Origin of the sequence: Yaniella halotolerans DSM 15476 (assembly GCF_000420805.1) — a bacterium.
Lineage (GTDB): Bacteria > Actinomycetota > Actinomycetes > Actinomycetales > Micrococcaceae > Yaniella > Yaniella halotolerans.
On sequence record NZ_ATVQ01000001.1, the window covers coordinates 383,036 to 396,926 of the forward strand.

Sequence of the window (13,891 nt, forward strand, 5' to 3'; positions counted from 1 at the left end):
AGAACTCTAGTCCTGCGCAGGGCCTTCAGTTTCGCCAGTAGTGGTGCGGCCGCGCATCACAAGAAACACGATGCCAGCTACTACGAGAAGACCGACGCCTCCGGCACCCCAAGCCCAGGTTGGGATTGCGGTTGCAGCCTCGGAATCGCCTGTTTCGTCGGCATCTCCTGGGGCCTGAGTATCGTCTTCTGATGCTACGGCTTCGTCATCGGTTGATGCATTTTCTTCGTCGGATGGCGCAGATTCTTCCTCAGCGCCGGCGACTGCTTCACCGCAATCTTGCGGTGCGCCTTCTTCTGGGGCGTTGGGATCCGCATTGGTGAAGCTGAAGCTTTCTTCTCCGGTATGTCCATCTGAGTACACCACTCGGTAAGCAACGGTGTAGTCACCCTTTGGCATACCTTCACAAGTTGGGATGGCTAGGTCGTAGCCTTCTACCGCTACTTCACCGTCTTGCCACTGATTTCCCTGTTCATCGGTTACACGAATCAGATTCGTCAGACCTTGTCCGTCCAGAGGCTGACCGGAGAACTGCAACCGAATTTCTGTAGGCGTCGTTTCGACGGTTGAATCCCGTTCTGGTGTTGATTCCGTAAGGACATCGTGGGCATGTGCCAGTTGCGGCACCAGCATAAGGCTCATAACGGCGAAGATGCCGGCGAACAGCATGCCAAATTTTGTTAATACTTTTTGTTGCATTCTTCCTCCCCCAAGTTTCCACTTGGGTCGTTCCGGGGTTGCGGGAGGGCCATTCCCGCAGGCAGGCCGCTATCAGACGAACACAGGAGGGCCACGGGTTGAACGAGCTTGGGAGATGTCTACCGGTCGCGGGAGCCAGCTCCAGGAGAGGCTCGGTACACGTTTAGGACGAGCAATACTGACAGGTTGCGTTGCTAGCACCAAACGTGTTGGTGCCAGCAATAGCCAGCCAACAAGCGTCACGAGGCACTGTTCTCCGCGCACGATCACCGCGGTGGTAAAGACTGCGGCGAAAATATGTGCCGCGACCATAACGATGTCCGCAGTAGCCGCGGCGTGCACCATCTCTGCACCGGCCACAGACATTGTGTGCCCTGCATGACTGTCTGTCAGCACCGCGAGATCGTGATGGGCGTGTGCGTCCTGGACCGTTGGTGCCCCGGTATACGGCAGCGAATACAGTGCGTGAAATACGATTTGGGCAACGACGGTGGTAGTCGCCGTCGACCATTTTGAAATCCGTCTTCCCGCGAGTCCCACCGCGATGGGGGCAGTGATAGCTGCAGAAAAGCCGAGCAGTTCAAACGGGATGGTATCGGCGGCACCATGCATTATTGAATGCGCCGCCTGGTGCCCGCCAGCAGCCAACAAGACCGCGAAAACGGCAACCGTCCAACCGCGAAGCAGGCGGGCAACACCGGATACACGGCTGCTGAACACAGCGTTATCCGACGTCATGTACTCTCCTGCTTTAGCACGGCACCGGCGCTCAACGGTGCAGAAAATGAATCAGCTCCATTAAAGCATCTTTTATTCGAGACATACTCCAGCACCGTTAACAACAAAGACGCCCCGGAATCTCCGGAGCGTCTCAGTTCTAAAGGAACTAAAGCTTATTTTTTCTCGCCAGTGGCGGCAGCCTTCAGCTTCGAACCAGCGGAGAGCTTAACACCGTGACCGGCTGGGATTTCGATTGCTTCGCCGGTACGTGGGTTACGACCGGTGCGAGCTGCACGGTTGGTGCGTTCTACTGAGAACCAGCCTGGGATGGTGATTTTTTCGCCTTTTGAAACCTGCGAGGAGAATACCTCGAATACGGCGTCCAGCACACCGTTAACGGCGGTGGCAGAATTGCCAGATTTTTCGGCGACTGCTGCAACAAGTTCACTGCGGTTCATAGCCATATGTCCTCCTGGACTTTTGGTTGTCTTAAACCCGACGTTCGCCGGGCTCCTTTGGGAAAAGCTACCACCAATGGCGCCATTTGTGGCGCTTTTGAAGGCGATTTTTGCGGAATTTCGCGGAAATAAGCGTTTTTTGGGTGAAAAGTCTGCCAAAGTTCAGCTTCTTCCCAGCAAAGACGCCGGTCTGGGCGACCCTCACAGTTGTAAAAATCCAGGAAAATAGGCGGGTTTCAGCTCGCGAAAGTGTCAGGAAAAGTCTTCCTATGAGCTGAGGAAAGACTGTCATTCAGGCTAGTTATCGCGAAAACTCTTGAAGCTGAAGGCTGTCATCAGCAGGCTCAGAATGCTAATGGCACCGGTGAGTATGACGCCTGCAATCTTAGTCTCCAGCATGAGGGAGTTATCAGTAAAAAAGAGCATAGTGGCCATCACGGTGAGCACGACTCCAACAACCGTGAGCAATCCGAAAACGAACACTCCAAAGAACCCCAGGGTACGTATTGCACTGGATTTTTTGGGCTGTTCAGATTCCGTCTCGGGCTGTTGAGGTTCCGTCGTAGAATGTTCGGCAACCTCGCCGACTTCAAAGGTCGGTATGTCGGTTCGCTCGTCAGTTCGTCTCTGAGTCACCGCTGGTTCGGCCGGGGCGATTTCCTTTTCAGGTTCAGCTGGTTGCAACGGTTCATCGGTTGAACCCTCAGCATTTTCGTCTGATGGTTCATCCGTAAGGAGCTGCCTTTGAATTTCCGCCTCAGCCGGTGAAGGTTCCGAGGAGCGCTCTTCTTCAAGCTCTTCAGCTGGTGCAGCATCAGCAGTTGGACCGGAGTCTTCAGGGCTTCCGGGAGATTCTGTTGACTCAGCTTCCGGCTGCGTCTGTATGGGCATAGCTGCAGGTGTTACAGCAGGAACACCATCGTGGTCGGGCTTTGGGGTGGCCTCGTCCTCGTGCTTGTTAGTTGGTTCGGCTACTTCGCTATTGGGAGCAGCCTCGGGGATTTCAGTATCTTCAGCAGGCACCAATGCAGGTTCGATCTGTGGTGCGGGGTCTTCGATCCGTTCTTCTCGGGAGACCTCAGTTTCGTCGAGGCGTTCTTCAGCTTCCACTGGTTCAGGTTGATGCTCGGTCTCAACCGGGTCAGCCGGATCGTTATTTACCGTGTCTTCAGCAGGTACAGGTGCATCGGCTACTTCTTCGGTGGGTTCTTCATGCACGGCAGGAGGCACGGCTGCGAAGTTGAGTCCTTCAAGTCCTGCATCGAGACCGAGGAGTTTGTCCGGCTGATCATAGAGTTCTCCCCACAATTCTTTGACCGAGCTGACGTTGTGTCTGCGAGCTAGTTCGATCACGATCTGGCTGGTTTGTTCGACTGAATTGCTGTCGCTGTATTCGTCAAAAAGATCCAAGGCCTGCAATACCGTGGAGAGTTGAAATTCTGGGAGATCCGGGAGGTATTTTTTCGCAAGTTCTCTGCAGTCGAGCCAGCGAAACTCCGGCGGGGTTTCGCCGCTATGTTGACTGGCAGCTTGAAAAACCTCTTTATCTGCATCGCGGTAGTAGCTCACAACCGGCAACGTGCCAACCATCATGGTCAGCTGCGATAGGGCTTGGCCCCAGGTTTTGGTTTGCCGTGGTGGTTCTTTACTTGCATCACCAGCGGTGGTGGGTGGGATGACTGGCCAGGAGTCCACGAGGGTGATGTTACCGTTGACGAGTTTGACGTATGAAGCATGGGAGACCGATGCGGGGTCCAAGTGTGTGGTCTGTAATTCAAGTGCCACAAAACTCAACACTGTCATTGTTGCAATGCCTCCCCTCTTAGCGCTTGATAAGGCAAGGATATCGTATAGCAGTCCCGTGCGATTCATTGTGTGATGTTGTGGTGTCCTGGCGGGAACCTCGTGCGCAACAGTTAGCCCTTAAATAAAAAATCTGGCCGTCGGGCGAACCGACGGCCAGATTTTTCAAAAACTCAGCGAGTTACCATGATGACTTAGTGACACCTGGTAGTTCGCCACGGTGGGCCATATCGCGGAGGCGAACACGGGAGATACCGAACTTCTGCAGGGTACCGCGTGGACGACCGTCAATGGAGTCACGGTTGCGAACACGTACTGGAGAGGCGTCGCGTGGCATCTTCTGGAGACCTACGCGTGCTTCTTCGCGCTCTTCGTCAGTAGCATCTGGGCTGATCAGCTGTGCTTTCAGCTTTTTGCGGTGTTCATCGTAACGAGCAACGATCTCTTTACGCTTCTCGTTTTTCGCGATCATAGATTTCTTAGCCAATGCTTAGCGCTCCTCTCGAAAATCAACGTGCTTGCGGGCTACAGGGTCGTATTTCTTCAAGGTAATACGATCTGGGTTGTTACGGCGGTTCTTACGGGTCACGTAAGTAAAACCGGTGCCGGCGGTTGATTTCATTTTGATAATGGGGCGCAAGCCCTTTTCGCGTGCCATTCTTAGAGCTTCACTCCCTTAGCGACGAGTTCTGAAATGACAGAATCGATACCGCGTGCATCAATGACTTTGATGCCGCGTGCAGATACGTTTAGCGTTACTTTGCGACCCAGTGAAGGGACGAAGTAGTTCTTCTTTTGGATATTTGGGTTAAACCGACGCTTGGTACGGCGGTTCGAGTGGGAGACTTTATAGCCTGTCCCCGGTCCAGCTCCGGTTACCTGGCAATGTGCTGCCATGATCACTCCTCGGTTGTAAGCAGTAGTAAAAGGACGGGCGAAATATTGTTGCGCTGATGGAGTCAACGACAACTTCGCCACCAGTTGTGACACCGCGCTCTTACTGCGACTTTCTCGAAGGATTACCAGGCTGGGTGAGAACCAACCGAAGTGCCCTTTTCATCGCTAGGGTGAAGACGGTGAGTCTCTTTGGTTGCTTGCGCAATAAAGAGAGCCAAAATTTCGTATCTTCAGTACACTCTCCGTCGCTGCCTCCGGCCATGGTCGGGCCGAATTGAGCATAGTACTGACGACAAACTCATATTTTAGCCCGCCTGGAACGTTTAATCAAACCGAAACAATGGCTTAGTGCTCAGGACCTACGACGGACACGGTTCGCCGTGAGTGTTCGGAGATTTCATGCCGAAAACAGCCAGTGATCCGGTTCATTGCGGCGCAGCATATGATCCATGAGCTCAATGGCTTGGCGCAGTTCCTCACCTGATAATGATTCAAGCATGTGGCTTTCTACTGCTCGATGATAGACGTCTCGCAAATTCGTGATCAATTTTCGACCGGCCGGAGTTATTTGGGCGACCGTGACTCGTCTATCATGCTCCGACAACCGACGTATGAGCAGGCCTCGTCCTTCGAGCTTGCGCGCTACGTGGGACAAGCGTGACAATGATGAGTTGCATCGTGTAGCCAGTCGAGTCATGCTCATGTGGCCTGTTTCATTTGAAAGATGATCTAATACCTGAAATTCAAAGAAGCTAATCTTTCCAGCTTTTTGTAAGTCATGCTCAAGATCTGGCAGGACCCCCATGTAAACGGCAACCACTCGATGCCAGAAGTTCATTTCGTGTGAGCCGGAAGGCATCATGAGTGATTCGTGTGGATCGGTGTCGTGTGCAATTTCCACCATAATGGTTTCCTTCTTCCTGATCGCCAGAGTCGAAGAGGCTCGAGTCACTTTGGCCCGCTCCGGCTTGGCTCGCAAACGTTGATCATCAATCACCGCTTACGTTAATATTTGATCTCCCACTTCCCGACGAAAACTAAAAAGTTCACCCCGGGGATCACCCTTTGCAACCTGAGCATGCACTGGCTCTATCGCACCGTAAGCAGCAACTACACTGCACTAGTTCGCGTGGTTATGAATTATGCGCCCCTTTGGCGGGCCCCAGGAGGTTAGACGTGTTTGCGTCTGACGCGGTTTGCCACCACGAGAGCAGCGCCGATGGCAAGCGTTGCAAGTGCCACGAGGATATTGCGAGTTTGGGTACCACCGGTCCTAGCAAGTTCCTCTGGTGCGGCTGCCGGCGGGGTGTCTTGTGCAGGTGTTTCCTCGGGCGATGTTGAAGGCGTGGGTTCTGCAATACGGCTCGGCTCTTCTACCGTCATCTCAACTGGTGGATCTTCGGCAGGAGGTTGTTCAACCGGAGGTTCTTCTGCAGGTGGTTCTTCGGCTGGCGGCTCTTCCACCGGTGGTTCAGACGGGGTCGGTGGACTCTCTGGTTCAGGTGGCGGCTCCACCTCGGCTTTCTCCCAATTCAGCTCGAGCTCTGTTGTGGCCTGATGTGTGGTTTCATCGACCATCACAATTGTTTGGAAACGCCGTTGGTCATCTGGTTCAGGAGTGATGAGACGTCCTGTGTAGCCAAAGTCTGTAGATTCGGCGGTGATCTGCACTCCCCCGGTTTCCGTGTCTGCTGGAACGTGAAGCCACAATTCCTCGGCATGAACCGGCTGGTCCGTATCAATTTCTTCGCCTGCGGCATCCAACATGGTCAGATCTGCGATCTCGACTGCCGCGTTACTCGACGTCAGCTCTAAATCAACCTCTTCTGTGGAAGCGTTGAGAGCCACAGGACCCAAAATATGGTCATCATCTTGCACCTGGTCTTGAATCGTTTGGGCGGGTTCTACCTCGGCATCAGTCTCAACAAGCGTGACACTCGCTTGGACTTCCTGCTCACTGAGACCGGTGTTCTCTGGTCCCGTGAAATAATCGAATACGGTTTGAACATTGCTCGCTGATGCTGCGGAAACAGGCTGGTTGCTGTGTGCTGCGCTGTCGACCGTGAGGTTGCCGTCGGCGACGAAATCATCGGTGAAGTGCCAGATCGCGGCCTGTGTCGCTGCGACCGCCTCGGCCTCGGTGAGCCCTGTTGCACCGGTGGTGGCTGCGAGTTCGTCATGGCTCAAGGTTGGGTGGGAATGGCGCAGTATCCAGGCGACATATTCCCGGACTTGCGGGTCGGTTTTGAAGTTATTGTCTCCAGTAAATTCGTCCCAGCCGGTCACGGCGGATTGGTGGTCTGGATCTGCGGCTTGAACCCAATATTCAATGCAGTAGGCAAGAATCGTTTCGCCATCAACAACGACCGATCTCAGGGTCGGCGAAACGCCGTTGACGGTCAGTCCATGTTGATAATCTTCTGCCGGTCCCATCACTGCGGTGAGGTCATCGAGGGTATCACTATCCGGGGCAGCAGCGGCAATACCGGGAACCGCCAGTGCGGCACCGCCAAGTGATACCGCTGCAAGAGAAGCCAGAAAAATGTGTCTCAAAGGTGTGTCCTTCTACTCATGTCGATTGCCGTGTGCAATCTGCGTGAGTTCGACACTAAAGAACACCGTGTTTCCGACACACCAGGACCTCGAAGAACCTGTGGATAACGTCTGCGGTGCTGCGCCGTGCGGGCCGGCTTGGTGCCTTAGCTCTGTGCGGCGAGTTGTCTTTTGCGAGCGCGGTGATCGAGACTGGCGAAGACCAGAGCAGTCAGTGAGAACAGGATCAGTACGACCATAGCCATCTGGAATGCCCCGGCGTAAGTAGCCACAGATGCGGGGTCGTTGGGGTCTGGTAGACCGCTTGCCTGGCGAGGCACCGCGGCAACCATGGCATAAAAAATTGCCGATCCGATAGCAATACCGATGGCGTTGCCGAGTCGCTGGCCAACCTGTTGAAAGGAACCCGCGACTCCGCCCTGGTGCATGGGGACCTCGATCAGGGTGCGCATTTGGTTAGCCGACATGATGAATCCGGGACCGATGCCCGCGATGGCCAAAACGATAGCCATCGCTACAGGATTGTGTTCTGGAGGAACGAAGACTGAGATAGCCACCAATCCGATGAGCGAGACTATAAAAATGGCGAAACCCCAGATGACCAGAGTTGTGGCATGGCGGAAGGTATAGCGACCGGTCACAGCGGCAACGATGGCTGAAATGAGGGCAAACGGAACGGTAATCAGCCCGACGGCGACCGGGTCATGGCCGAGGCCCTGCTGATTGAACAGGGTCATCACCAAGAACATCGCGGGCATAGCGCTAAACCACAGCGTGGTGATGATGACGCCGTTGCGGTAAGACGAATAAGAAAACAAGGTGAAATCCAGTACCGGACTCTTGCCGGCGGCTCGATATCGGTTTTCCCATCGGACAAAGACCAGTGCGACAATGATGCCGAGTGGCAAGAAGAGCCAGCGTGCAGGTTGGTCATCAGAACCAGTTGTGAGGACAAAAGGCAGCATCACAAACAAGACGGCGGTGGCCATGAGGGTGACGCCCACGAGGTCCAAATCGGCGTCCCCGGTCTCCGGCTGCGGCGCGGGGATGAGCCATAGGGCCAGCGGAATGATGAGCAGGGCAAGGGGAACGTTCATGCCGAAGGTCCAGCGCCAACCAAGTTCTGATCCGAAGCTGCCCAGAAACAGGCCGCCGATCGTGGGACCAAAGGCTGTGCCTAAACCAATTGCGGCACCGAAGATACCAAATGCCTGACCACGAGCTTGACCTTGGAACAGGGTTTGAACCAGTCCCAGGACCTGGGGCATCAGCATGCCCGCGGCTATCCCCTGGAGTATGCGAGTCACCACCAAGAAGGTCGCCGTTGGGGCAAGTGCCGCAGCCAGCGACGCGATGGTGAAGGTGACCAGTCCGATCATAAACATGGCCTTACGATTCCACTGGTCCCCAAGCCGACCCGATGGTACCAGGGCAATGCCGAAAGCTAGTACATAGCCGGCCACGACCAACCCGGTTTGGGTCGGTGATGCATCAAGCGTTTCTTCTAACGGGGTCAACACGACGTTAACTTTGACCACGTCAAGAATCGTCAAAACCGCTACAGAAGCAGCTACAGCAAACGGGATCCACGGGGAACGCGCGGCACCAAGGTGTTGGACAGTCACCAAGCCAGGCTAACCTATCGCTACACTTTGAAACAGATCATCTCAACAGGACCAAGGAAACCAATGATGGAGTTACCACAACAGCCCTGCACATGTGGGACGTCTGAAGAGTACGCTCGGTGCTGCGGTCCACTGCTTGCCGGAGAACAGACTGCGTCAACGGCCGAAGCACTAATGCGCTCGCGGTATACGGCCTTTGTCATAGGCGACGATGCCTATCTTGCGGACAGTTGGCACTCCCAGACCCGCCCGGCTGATGCTTCGGCCCCTAAGGGTGTTGATTGGCGCAGACTCCGCATCCGCGATACGCAGGCCGGCGGGCCGGACGATGCGACCGGCATTGTCGAATTTATCGCTCATTTTCGTACTGCTGATGGTCGCCGGGATTTCTTACATGAGCGCTCAGAATTCGTACGTGAAAACGGTCGCTGGGTGTATGTTTCCGGTGCCATTTTATAACCGATGCGCTCTACAATAGCTTCATGAGCTACGTACATGTGATCGGGACCGGGGGGACTATTGCTTCTCGCGCCGCAGCCGGTGGGTCGGTTGTTGCGGATTCGACAGAGCAGGTCTTGGCCAACCTGGGAGTATCAACCGACGTCACGACCGAGGACGTCCTACAGATCAATTCATTTCATCTCACATTCGGCGATCTGCTGACCATCTATCACGCCGTACATGCCGCGTGCGCACGTCCTGAGGTCGCCGGGGTGGTGCTGACCCACGGCACCGACACCATGGAGGAGACGGCATTTTTCCTGTCACTGCTGCACGATTCCGAAAAGCCTGTGATCTTGACAGGCGCGCAGCGTGCTGCAGATCTGCCGAATACTGACGGCCCAGAAAATCTGCGGCAAGCAGTGGAAGCTGCCGCATCTGCCGCGATGCGCGATGCCGGCGTGGTCATTGGCTTTGAATCTGAGTTCCATGCTGCCCGCCACACACGAAAACGCCATACTCTGGCAACGTCCTCGTTCTCTGGCGGCACACTAGTCGCACACTGCTACGACAACGTCTTGTTTCGCCTGGCGACCGCGGCCACATACCCGCTGCTGGAGGCTCCGGCAGCCACTTTTTCCGAGCTGAATATTCCGGTCATCGATGCGGCGCCGGGTACCAACGCGGACCTGTTCTATGCCGCGCTGGACTCAGGTGCCGATGGTTTGGTCCTCCAGGGCGTTGGCGCAGGCAATGCACCCCCGGTTTTCACTGAAGCAGTCCATGCTGCGGTGGCTGCCGATGTACAAGTCGTGTTGTCCACCCGCGTTCCCGCGGGTCCGGTCGCTGCGATCTATGGCAATGGCGGCGGGGTCACGCTCTTAGAGGCCGGGGCGCTGGGCGCCGGCCAGCTCAACACGTATCAAGCCCGCGTCCTCTTGGCCGTGCTACTGGCCCAAGTACAACCGGCGACCACGTTGCGCGACGCATTCGAAGCCCAAACTCGGTAAGGAGCACTATGAATACCGCCCAGGAACTGCTTGAGATCACAGACCATCTGAAGGCGCTGGCGGTCACCAACCGGCAGGTGGTTGTAGTCACCGGCGCCACGGGTGGCATTGGTCGTGCCATCGTAGAAGATCTAGCCCACGACTACGCGATCGTTGCCCAGGGCCGTGACGAAGCACGCCTGGCCGAGTTAGCCAGTCTGGGCCAGCAAATTTACCCCGTTCGGTGTGATCTCACCGAAACTGACGCTCTTGCTGAAACCTTCAGACTCCTGCCGAAAGTCGATGCACTGATCAACGCGGCGGCCATTGCCCCGCGGTTTGCTTTTGACGATGCGACGGCTGCGATCTGGTCCGAGGTTATGCACCTCAATGTGACGGTTCCTTCTGAACTCACCCGGATCTTACTACCCCAGTTACGGGCCTCTACCGGCACGATCGTATATTTGGGTTCCGGTGCTTCGCGGACGACGTCACCACATAATGTCGTCTATGCGGCTTCGAAGCACGCACTCCAGGCACTGGCTGACGGCGTGCGGATGCGCACCGAGGTAGATCGTATTCGAGTAGCGACCGTGGCTCCGGGACACGTGGATACACCGATGATCAAATGGGAAGATGACTACCCGCTGGTGTTACCGGAAACGCTGATTCAACCGGCCACCGTCGCGCGCACCATCCGGCACGTCATCGAAGCACCCGCAGACACGCAGATCACTGAAGTTTGGGTTCGACCTCGAGCAGAGCCCTAACCCAAACCACGGCGACCTGAGGGTCTTTAGGCATACAGCGGGTTATTTGCTGGGTCGACGCCTTCACCGTCGCGAACCGGACCGGGGGCGGTGCCATCGCCAAACGGTGAGCCACCCAGTTCCTGCCGTCCATGTTCGGTCAACCACTGGGTCAGCACGGGGCCCTTGGGCACAATGCCGGTGGGGTTAATATCGTGATGCACAATGTAATAGTGGTCCTTGACCTGTTGGAAGTCCACCGTGTCACCGAAGCCTGGGGTCTGGAAGAGATCACGGGCGTAGCCCCATAGTGCGGGGAATTCGATGAGTTTATTGCGGTTACATTTGAAATGGCCATGGTAGGCGGGGTCGAACCGCACAAGCGTTGTAAAGAGCCGGACATCTGCCTCAGTAATGTGTTCACCCATCAGGTAACGACGGGTCGTCAGCCGTTCTTCCAACCAATCCATAGCGGCAAAGAGGCGGTCATAGGCTTCGTCATAGGCCTGCTGCGAACCAGCAAAACCAGCGCGATATACCCCATTATTGACCTCGGTGAAGATGCGTTTGATCACCGAAAACATTTCATCAAGGTGTTCTTCTGGCAGCAGGTTTGGTGCGCCCTCGCGGTGGAATTCACGCCACTCAGTCGAGAAGTCCAGGGTCATTTGTGGGTAGTCGTTGGTCACGACCCCACCGGTCGGGATATCGACGAGCGCCGGCACCGTAATGCCACGGGGATAATCCGGAAAGCGTTTGAAGTAGTTTTCTTGGATCCGCTTCGTACCAAGGACCGGGTCGACGCCGCCGGGGTCAAGATCGAAGGTCCAAGAATCAGCGTCGTGGGTTGGGCCGGGAGTACCCAGCGAAATAGCGTCTTCGAGCCCGAGCAGGCGACGCACGATGATGGTGCGGTTCGCCCATGGACAGGCGCGGGCAGCAACGAGGCGGTAACGGCCGGCTTCGACGGGCCAGGCTTCAGCACCTTCTGTCAGCCCGGTGGTCAGCGTACCGATCGTGTTGTACTCGTAGTGTTCGGCTGCTCGATGAGCGGCTGGGTCCGCAACAATACGATCATTGATGTAGTTCGTATCACGGGTAAAGGGTTTGCCGGGTGTGGAGTATCCAGAATTTTGTGTTGATTCCATAGACTTCAATATATGAGTTCTTCAACCACACTGGCTAGTAGCCAGTTCACATTCAGAGTCACCCAAGATAATCCGTCCGGTATGACCTTGAGCGGAACCAACACGTATGTGATTGCAGCTCCGACAGCAGACAGCGTGGTCATCGTCGATCCAGGCTTTCCCCAGGGCGCTGCTGAGCACGCTGATGCTGTAGCCCAGGTCATCGGTGACCGCAGCGTCGAATTGATCTTGGTAACGCATCATCATCACGATCACACCGGGGCCGTGGACACCTTCCACGAACGCTTTGGCGCCCCGGTCCGCGCCGTTGCAGAACAGTGGTGCCGACAAGCCAGCGTACTCCTAGCAAACGAGGTGATCTCCGCGGCTGGCACGCAGATCCGTGTGGTCGCGACCCCGGGGCACACCTCCGATTCGGTGTCATTCTTCCTGCCGGACGACGATGCTGCGCCGCATCCGGGCGGCACAGTGTTGACCGGTGACACCATCCTTGGCGAGGGGACCACCATGTTGGATTATCCCGACGGGACGTTGGATGACTATTTGGCATCGATGAAGAGACTGCGGGATGTAGAAGGCGCCGGGCGTCAAGTGGCCGTCCTGCCAGCTCACGGGCCGACGTTGGATTCGGTGGCTCGCACCGCAAAAGATTACAGCGACCACCGCATGGTTCGGGTCGATCAGCTTCGCGAAATGATCGCAGACTATCCTCAGATTCCGACCCCGGTGGACTGGGAATCGGTGACGGTGCACGATCTGTCGATGCAGCTGTATCCGAAACTGCCAGAGGTGGTTCGCACCCCGGCGAAGAAAACGCTGGCGGCTACGCTGGAATATCTGTTGCACAACCCGAAGGAGTAATGCATGACCATTATTGTGGGCTATACGGAATCTGCTGCGTCCAAAGCGGCACTAGACTTCGGTTTGGATCTGGCCGCCAAGTTGTCGATGAATTTGGTGGTCGTCAACGCGGGGCCCGGTTCGGAACGTCGTGCTGAAACTGAGCTCACCCGGGCTGAGGCCGAGCAACTTGAGCAGTATTTGGCGAACTTCCAAGTGCCGACTGAATTGCGACAGTATGCCCGGGGACGTTCCACCGCAGACGAATTCAAAGACGTCGTTGCTGAGTTGGACCCGTATCTGGTGGTCATTGGTGGCGCCAAGCGCTCCGGGTTCGCAAAATTCATGATGGGTTCGGTCGCCGACGAGCTGCTGCGAGAATTGCAGGCACCAGTTTTGAGTGTGAAAGTTCCTGAAGCATCGGTGGCATCAAACGCACAGGAGTAAACCATGGACATTCTTATCCAGCAGGGCGACATCACCACGGTGAGTGTTGATGCCATCGTGAACGCCGCCAACACCTCATTGCTGGGCGGTGGCGGCGTCGATGGTGCTATTCATAGTGCGGGGGGACCAGAGATTTTGGCGGCGACCAAGCAGCTGCGCAACACTTCACTGCCAGATGGTCTGCCCACCGGAGACGCGGTGGCCACAACAGCCGGCAAACTGCCTGCACGCTGGGTCATCCATACGGTAGGGCCGGTCTATTCGGCCAGCACCGATCGTCGGGATCAGCTTGTCAGCGCATACCGGCGAAGTTTAGAGGTCGCCGATGAGCTTGGTGCCACCTCGATTGCGTTTCCCACCATTTCGGCTGGAGTCTATGGTTGGCCACACAAGGATGCTGTGACCGCCGGGGTCGAGACGGTCCAAGCAATGACCGACCAGGTATCCATCGAAACAGTGCTTTTCGTTCCCTTTTCACAAGAGATGAAAACGCTGTACGACAACTACCTGGCCGGCTAATCG

General features: G+C 56.0%; 17 protein-coding genes. 6 read left to right on the forward strand and 11 right to left on the reverse strand.

Going from position 1 to position 13,891, the window contains the following annotated elements:
* Positions 1-6: 6 nt before the first annotated feature.
* The 10 genes from G583_RS13635 to G583_RS13655 all read right to left on the reverse strand — a co-directional run bounded on the left by G583_RS13635 (position 7) and on the right by G583_RS13655 (position 8,755).
* Positions 7-699: a copper resistance CopC family protein gene (locus G583_RS13635; protein ID WP_022869495.1), complete on the reverse strand. Its 693-nt coding sequence runs from the start codon at positions 697-699 to the stop codon at positions 7-9.
* Between the two features lie 72 nt (positions 700-771).
* Positions 772-1,437, reverse strand: coding sequence for a hypothetical protein (locus G583_RS16125; RefSeq protein ID WP_022869496.1), 666 nt, complete (start codon positions 1,435-1,437; stop codon positions 772-774).
* A 155-nt stretch (positions 1,438-1,592) separates the two neighbouring features.
* Positions 1,593-1,883 carry an HU family DNA-binding protein gene (locus tag G583_RS0101870; protein ID WP_022869497.1) on the reverse strand — a complete coding sequence of 97 codons (291 nt, stop codon included), beginning with the start codon at positions 1,881-1,883 and terminating at the stop codon, positions 1,593-1,595.
* Positions 1,884-2,174: 291 nt separating this feature from the next.
* The gene (locus tag G583_RS0101875; protein ID WP_022869498.1) at positions 2,175-3,680 is read right to left on the reverse strand and encodes a 3'-5' exonuclease family protein; all 1,506 of its coding nucleotides are present in this window, start codon (positions 3,678-3,680) and stop codon (positions 2,175-2,177) included.
* A 181-nt stretch (positions 3,681-3,861) separates the two neighbouring features.
* A complete protein-coding gene (rpsN, locus tag G583_RS0101880) occupies positions 3,862-4,167 on the reverse strand; it encodes a 30S ribosomal protein S14 (RefSeq protein ID WP_022869499.1) in 306 nt (101 codons plus the stop codon).
* 3 nt (positions 4,168-4,170) lie between these two features.
* Positions 4,171-4,338, reverse strand: coding sequence for a 50S ribosomal protein L33 (gene rpmG, locus G583_RS0101885; protein ID WP_022869500.1), 168 nt, complete (start codon positions 4,336-4,338; stop codon positions 4,171-4,173).
* A 2-nt stretch (positions 4,339-4,340) separates the two neighbouring features.
* Positions 4,341-4,577 carry a 50S ribosomal protein L28 gene (gene rpmB / locus G583_RS0101890; protein WP_022869501.1) on the reverse strand — a complete coding sequence of 79 codons (237 nt, stop codon included), beginning with the start codon at positions 4,575-4,577 and terminating at the stop codon, positions 4,341-4,343.
* A gap of 397 nt (positions 4,578-4,974) precedes the next feature.
* The gene (locus tag G583_RS13645) at positions 4,975-5,481 is read right to left on the reverse strand and encodes a MarR family winged helix-turn-helix transcriptional regulator (RefSeq protein WP_022869502.1); all 507 of its coding nucleotides are present in this window, start codon (positions 5,479-5,481) and stop codon (positions 4,975-4,977) included.
* Between the two features lie 266 nt (positions 5,482-5,747).
* Positions 5,748-7,130: a thioester domain-containing protein gene (locus G583_RS16130; protein WP_022869503.1), complete on the reverse strand. Its 1,383-nt coding sequence runs from the start codon at positions 7,128-7,130 to the stop codon at positions 5,748-5,750.
* Positions 7,131-7,276: 146 nt separating this feature from the next.
* Positions 7,277-8,755: an MFS transporter gene (locus G583_RS13655; RefSeq protein WP_022869504.1), complete on the reverse strand. Its 1,479-nt coding sequence runs from the start codon at positions 8,753-8,755 to the stop codon at positions 7,277-7,279.
* Positions 8,756-8,818: 63 nt separating this feature from the next.
* Here G583_RS13655 and G583_RS0101910 point away from each other — a divergent pair, with 63 nt between their 5' ends.
* From G583_RS0101910 to G583_RS0101920, 3 genes are read left to right on the forward strand one after another with little or no spacing between them, the layout of a single operon-like run.
* Positions 8,819-9,214, forward strand: a complete 396-nt coding sequence (locus G583_RS0101910) for a YchJ family protein (RefSeq protein ID WP_022869505.1) — start codon at positions 8,819-8,821, stop codon at positions 9,212-9,214.
* A gap of 23 nt (positions 9,215-9,237) precedes the next feature.
* Positions 9,238-10,206 carry an asparaginase gene (locus G583_RS13660; protein WP_022869506.1) on the forward strand — a complete coding sequence of 323 codons (969 nt, stop codon included), beginning with the start codon at positions 9,238-9,240 and terminating at the stop codon, positions 10,204-10,206.
* 8 nt (positions 10,207-10,214) lie between these two features.
* Positions 10,215-10,955 (forward strand): SDR family NAD(P)-dependent oxidoreductase, encoded by a 741-nt coding sequence (locus G583_RS0101920; RefSeq protein ID WP_022869507.1) that lies wholly within the window; start codon positions 10,215-10,217, stop codon positions 10,953-10,955.
* 26 nt (positions 10,956-10,981) lie between these two features.
* Here the strand turns inward: G583_RS0101920 and G583_RS0101925 are convergent, their stop codons facing one another.
* Entirely contained in the window at positions 10,982-12,082 is a 1,101-nt protein-coding gene (locus G583_RS0101925) for a glutathione S-transferase family protein (RefSeq protein WP_022869508.1), read from the reverse strand.
* Between the two features lie 12 nt (positions 12,083-12,094).
* Here G583_RS0101925 and G583_RS0101930 point away from each other — a divergent pair, with 12 nt between their 5' ends.
* Genes G583_RS0101930 through G583_RS0101940 form a run of 3 tightly spaced genes read left to right on the forward strand, consistent with a single transcriptional unit; the run spans position 12,095 to position 13,888 of the window.
* Entirely contained in the window at positions 12,095-12,943 is an 849-nt protein-coding gene (locus tag G583_RS0101930) for an MBL fold metallo-hydrolase (protein ID WP_022869509.1), read from the forward strand.
* A gap of 3 nt (positions 12,944-12,946) precedes the next feature.
* Positions 12,947-13,369 (forward strand): universal stress protein, encoded by a 423-nt coding sequence (locus G583_RS13665; protein ID WP_022869510.1) that lies wholly within the window; start codon positions 12,947-12,949, stop codon positions 13,367-13,369.
* A gap of 3 nt (positions 13,370-13,372) precedes the next feature.
* A complete protein-coding gene (locus tag G583_RS0101940; protein WP_022869511.1) occupies positions 13,373-13,888 on the forward strand; it encodes an O-acetyl-ADP-ribose deacetylase in 516 nt (171 codons plus the stop codon).
* Positions 13,889-13,891 lie beyond the last annotated feature (3 nt).

Excerpts from the sequence above, each read along its gene's own strand:
- G583_RS13635 (WP_022869495.1), bottom strand. The coding sequence starts at position 699 with ATGCAACAAAAAGTATTAACAAAATTTGGCATGCTGTTCGCCGGCATC.
- G583_RS16125 (WP_022869496.1), bottom strand. The coding sequence starts at position 1,437 with ATGACGTCGGATAACGCTGTGTTCAGCAGCCGTGTATCCGGTGTTGCC.
- G583_RS0101870 (WP_022869497.1), bottom strand. The coding sequence starts at position 1,883 with ATGGCTATGAACCGCAGTGAACTTGTTGCAGCAGTCGCCGAAAAATCT.
- G583_RS0101875 (WP_022869498.1), bottom strand. The coding sequence starts at position 3,680 with ATGACAGTGTTGAGTTTTGTGGCACTTGAATTACAGACCACACACTTG.
- rpmG (WP_022869500.1), bottom strand. The coding sequence starts at position 4,338 with ATGGCACGCGAAAAGGGCTTGCGCCCCATTATCAAAATGAAATCAACC.
- rpmB (WP_022869501.1), bottom strand. The coding sequence starts at position 4,577 with ATGGCAGCACATTGCCAGGTAACCGGAGCTGGACCGGGGACAGGCTAT.
- G583_RS13645 (WP_022869502.1), bottom strand. The coding sequence starts at position 5,481 with ATGGTGGAAATTGCACACGACACCGATCCACACGAATCACTCATGATG.
- G583_RS0101910 (WP_022869505.1), top strand. The coding sequence starts at position 8,819 with ATGATGGAGTTACCACAACAGCCCTGCACATGTGGGACGTCTGAAGAG.
- G583_RS13660 (WP_022869506.1), top strand. The coding sequence starts at position 9,238 with ATGAGCTACGTACATGTGATCGGGACCGGGGGGACTATTGCTTCTCGC.
- G583_RS0101920 (WP_022869507.1), top strand. The coding sequence starts at position 10,215 with ATGAATACCGCCCAGGAACTGCTTGAGATCACAGACCATCTGAAGGCG.
- G583_RS0101925 (WP_022869508.1), bottom strand. The coding sequence starts at position 12,082 with ATGGAATCAACACAAAATTCTGGATACTCCACACCCGGCAAACCCTTT.
- G583_RS0101930 (WP_022869509.1), top strand. The coding sequence starts at position 12,095 with ATGAGTTCTTCAACCACACTGGCTAGTAGCCAGTTCACATTCAGAGTC.
- G583_RS13665 (WP_022869510.1), top strand. The coding sequence starts at position 12,947 with ATGACCATTATTGTGGGCTATACGGAATCTGCTGCGTCCAAAGCGGCA.
- G583_RS0101940 (WP_022869511.1), top strand. The coding sequence starts at position 13,373 with ATGGACATTCTTATCCAGCAGGGCGACATCACCACGGTGAGTGTTGAT.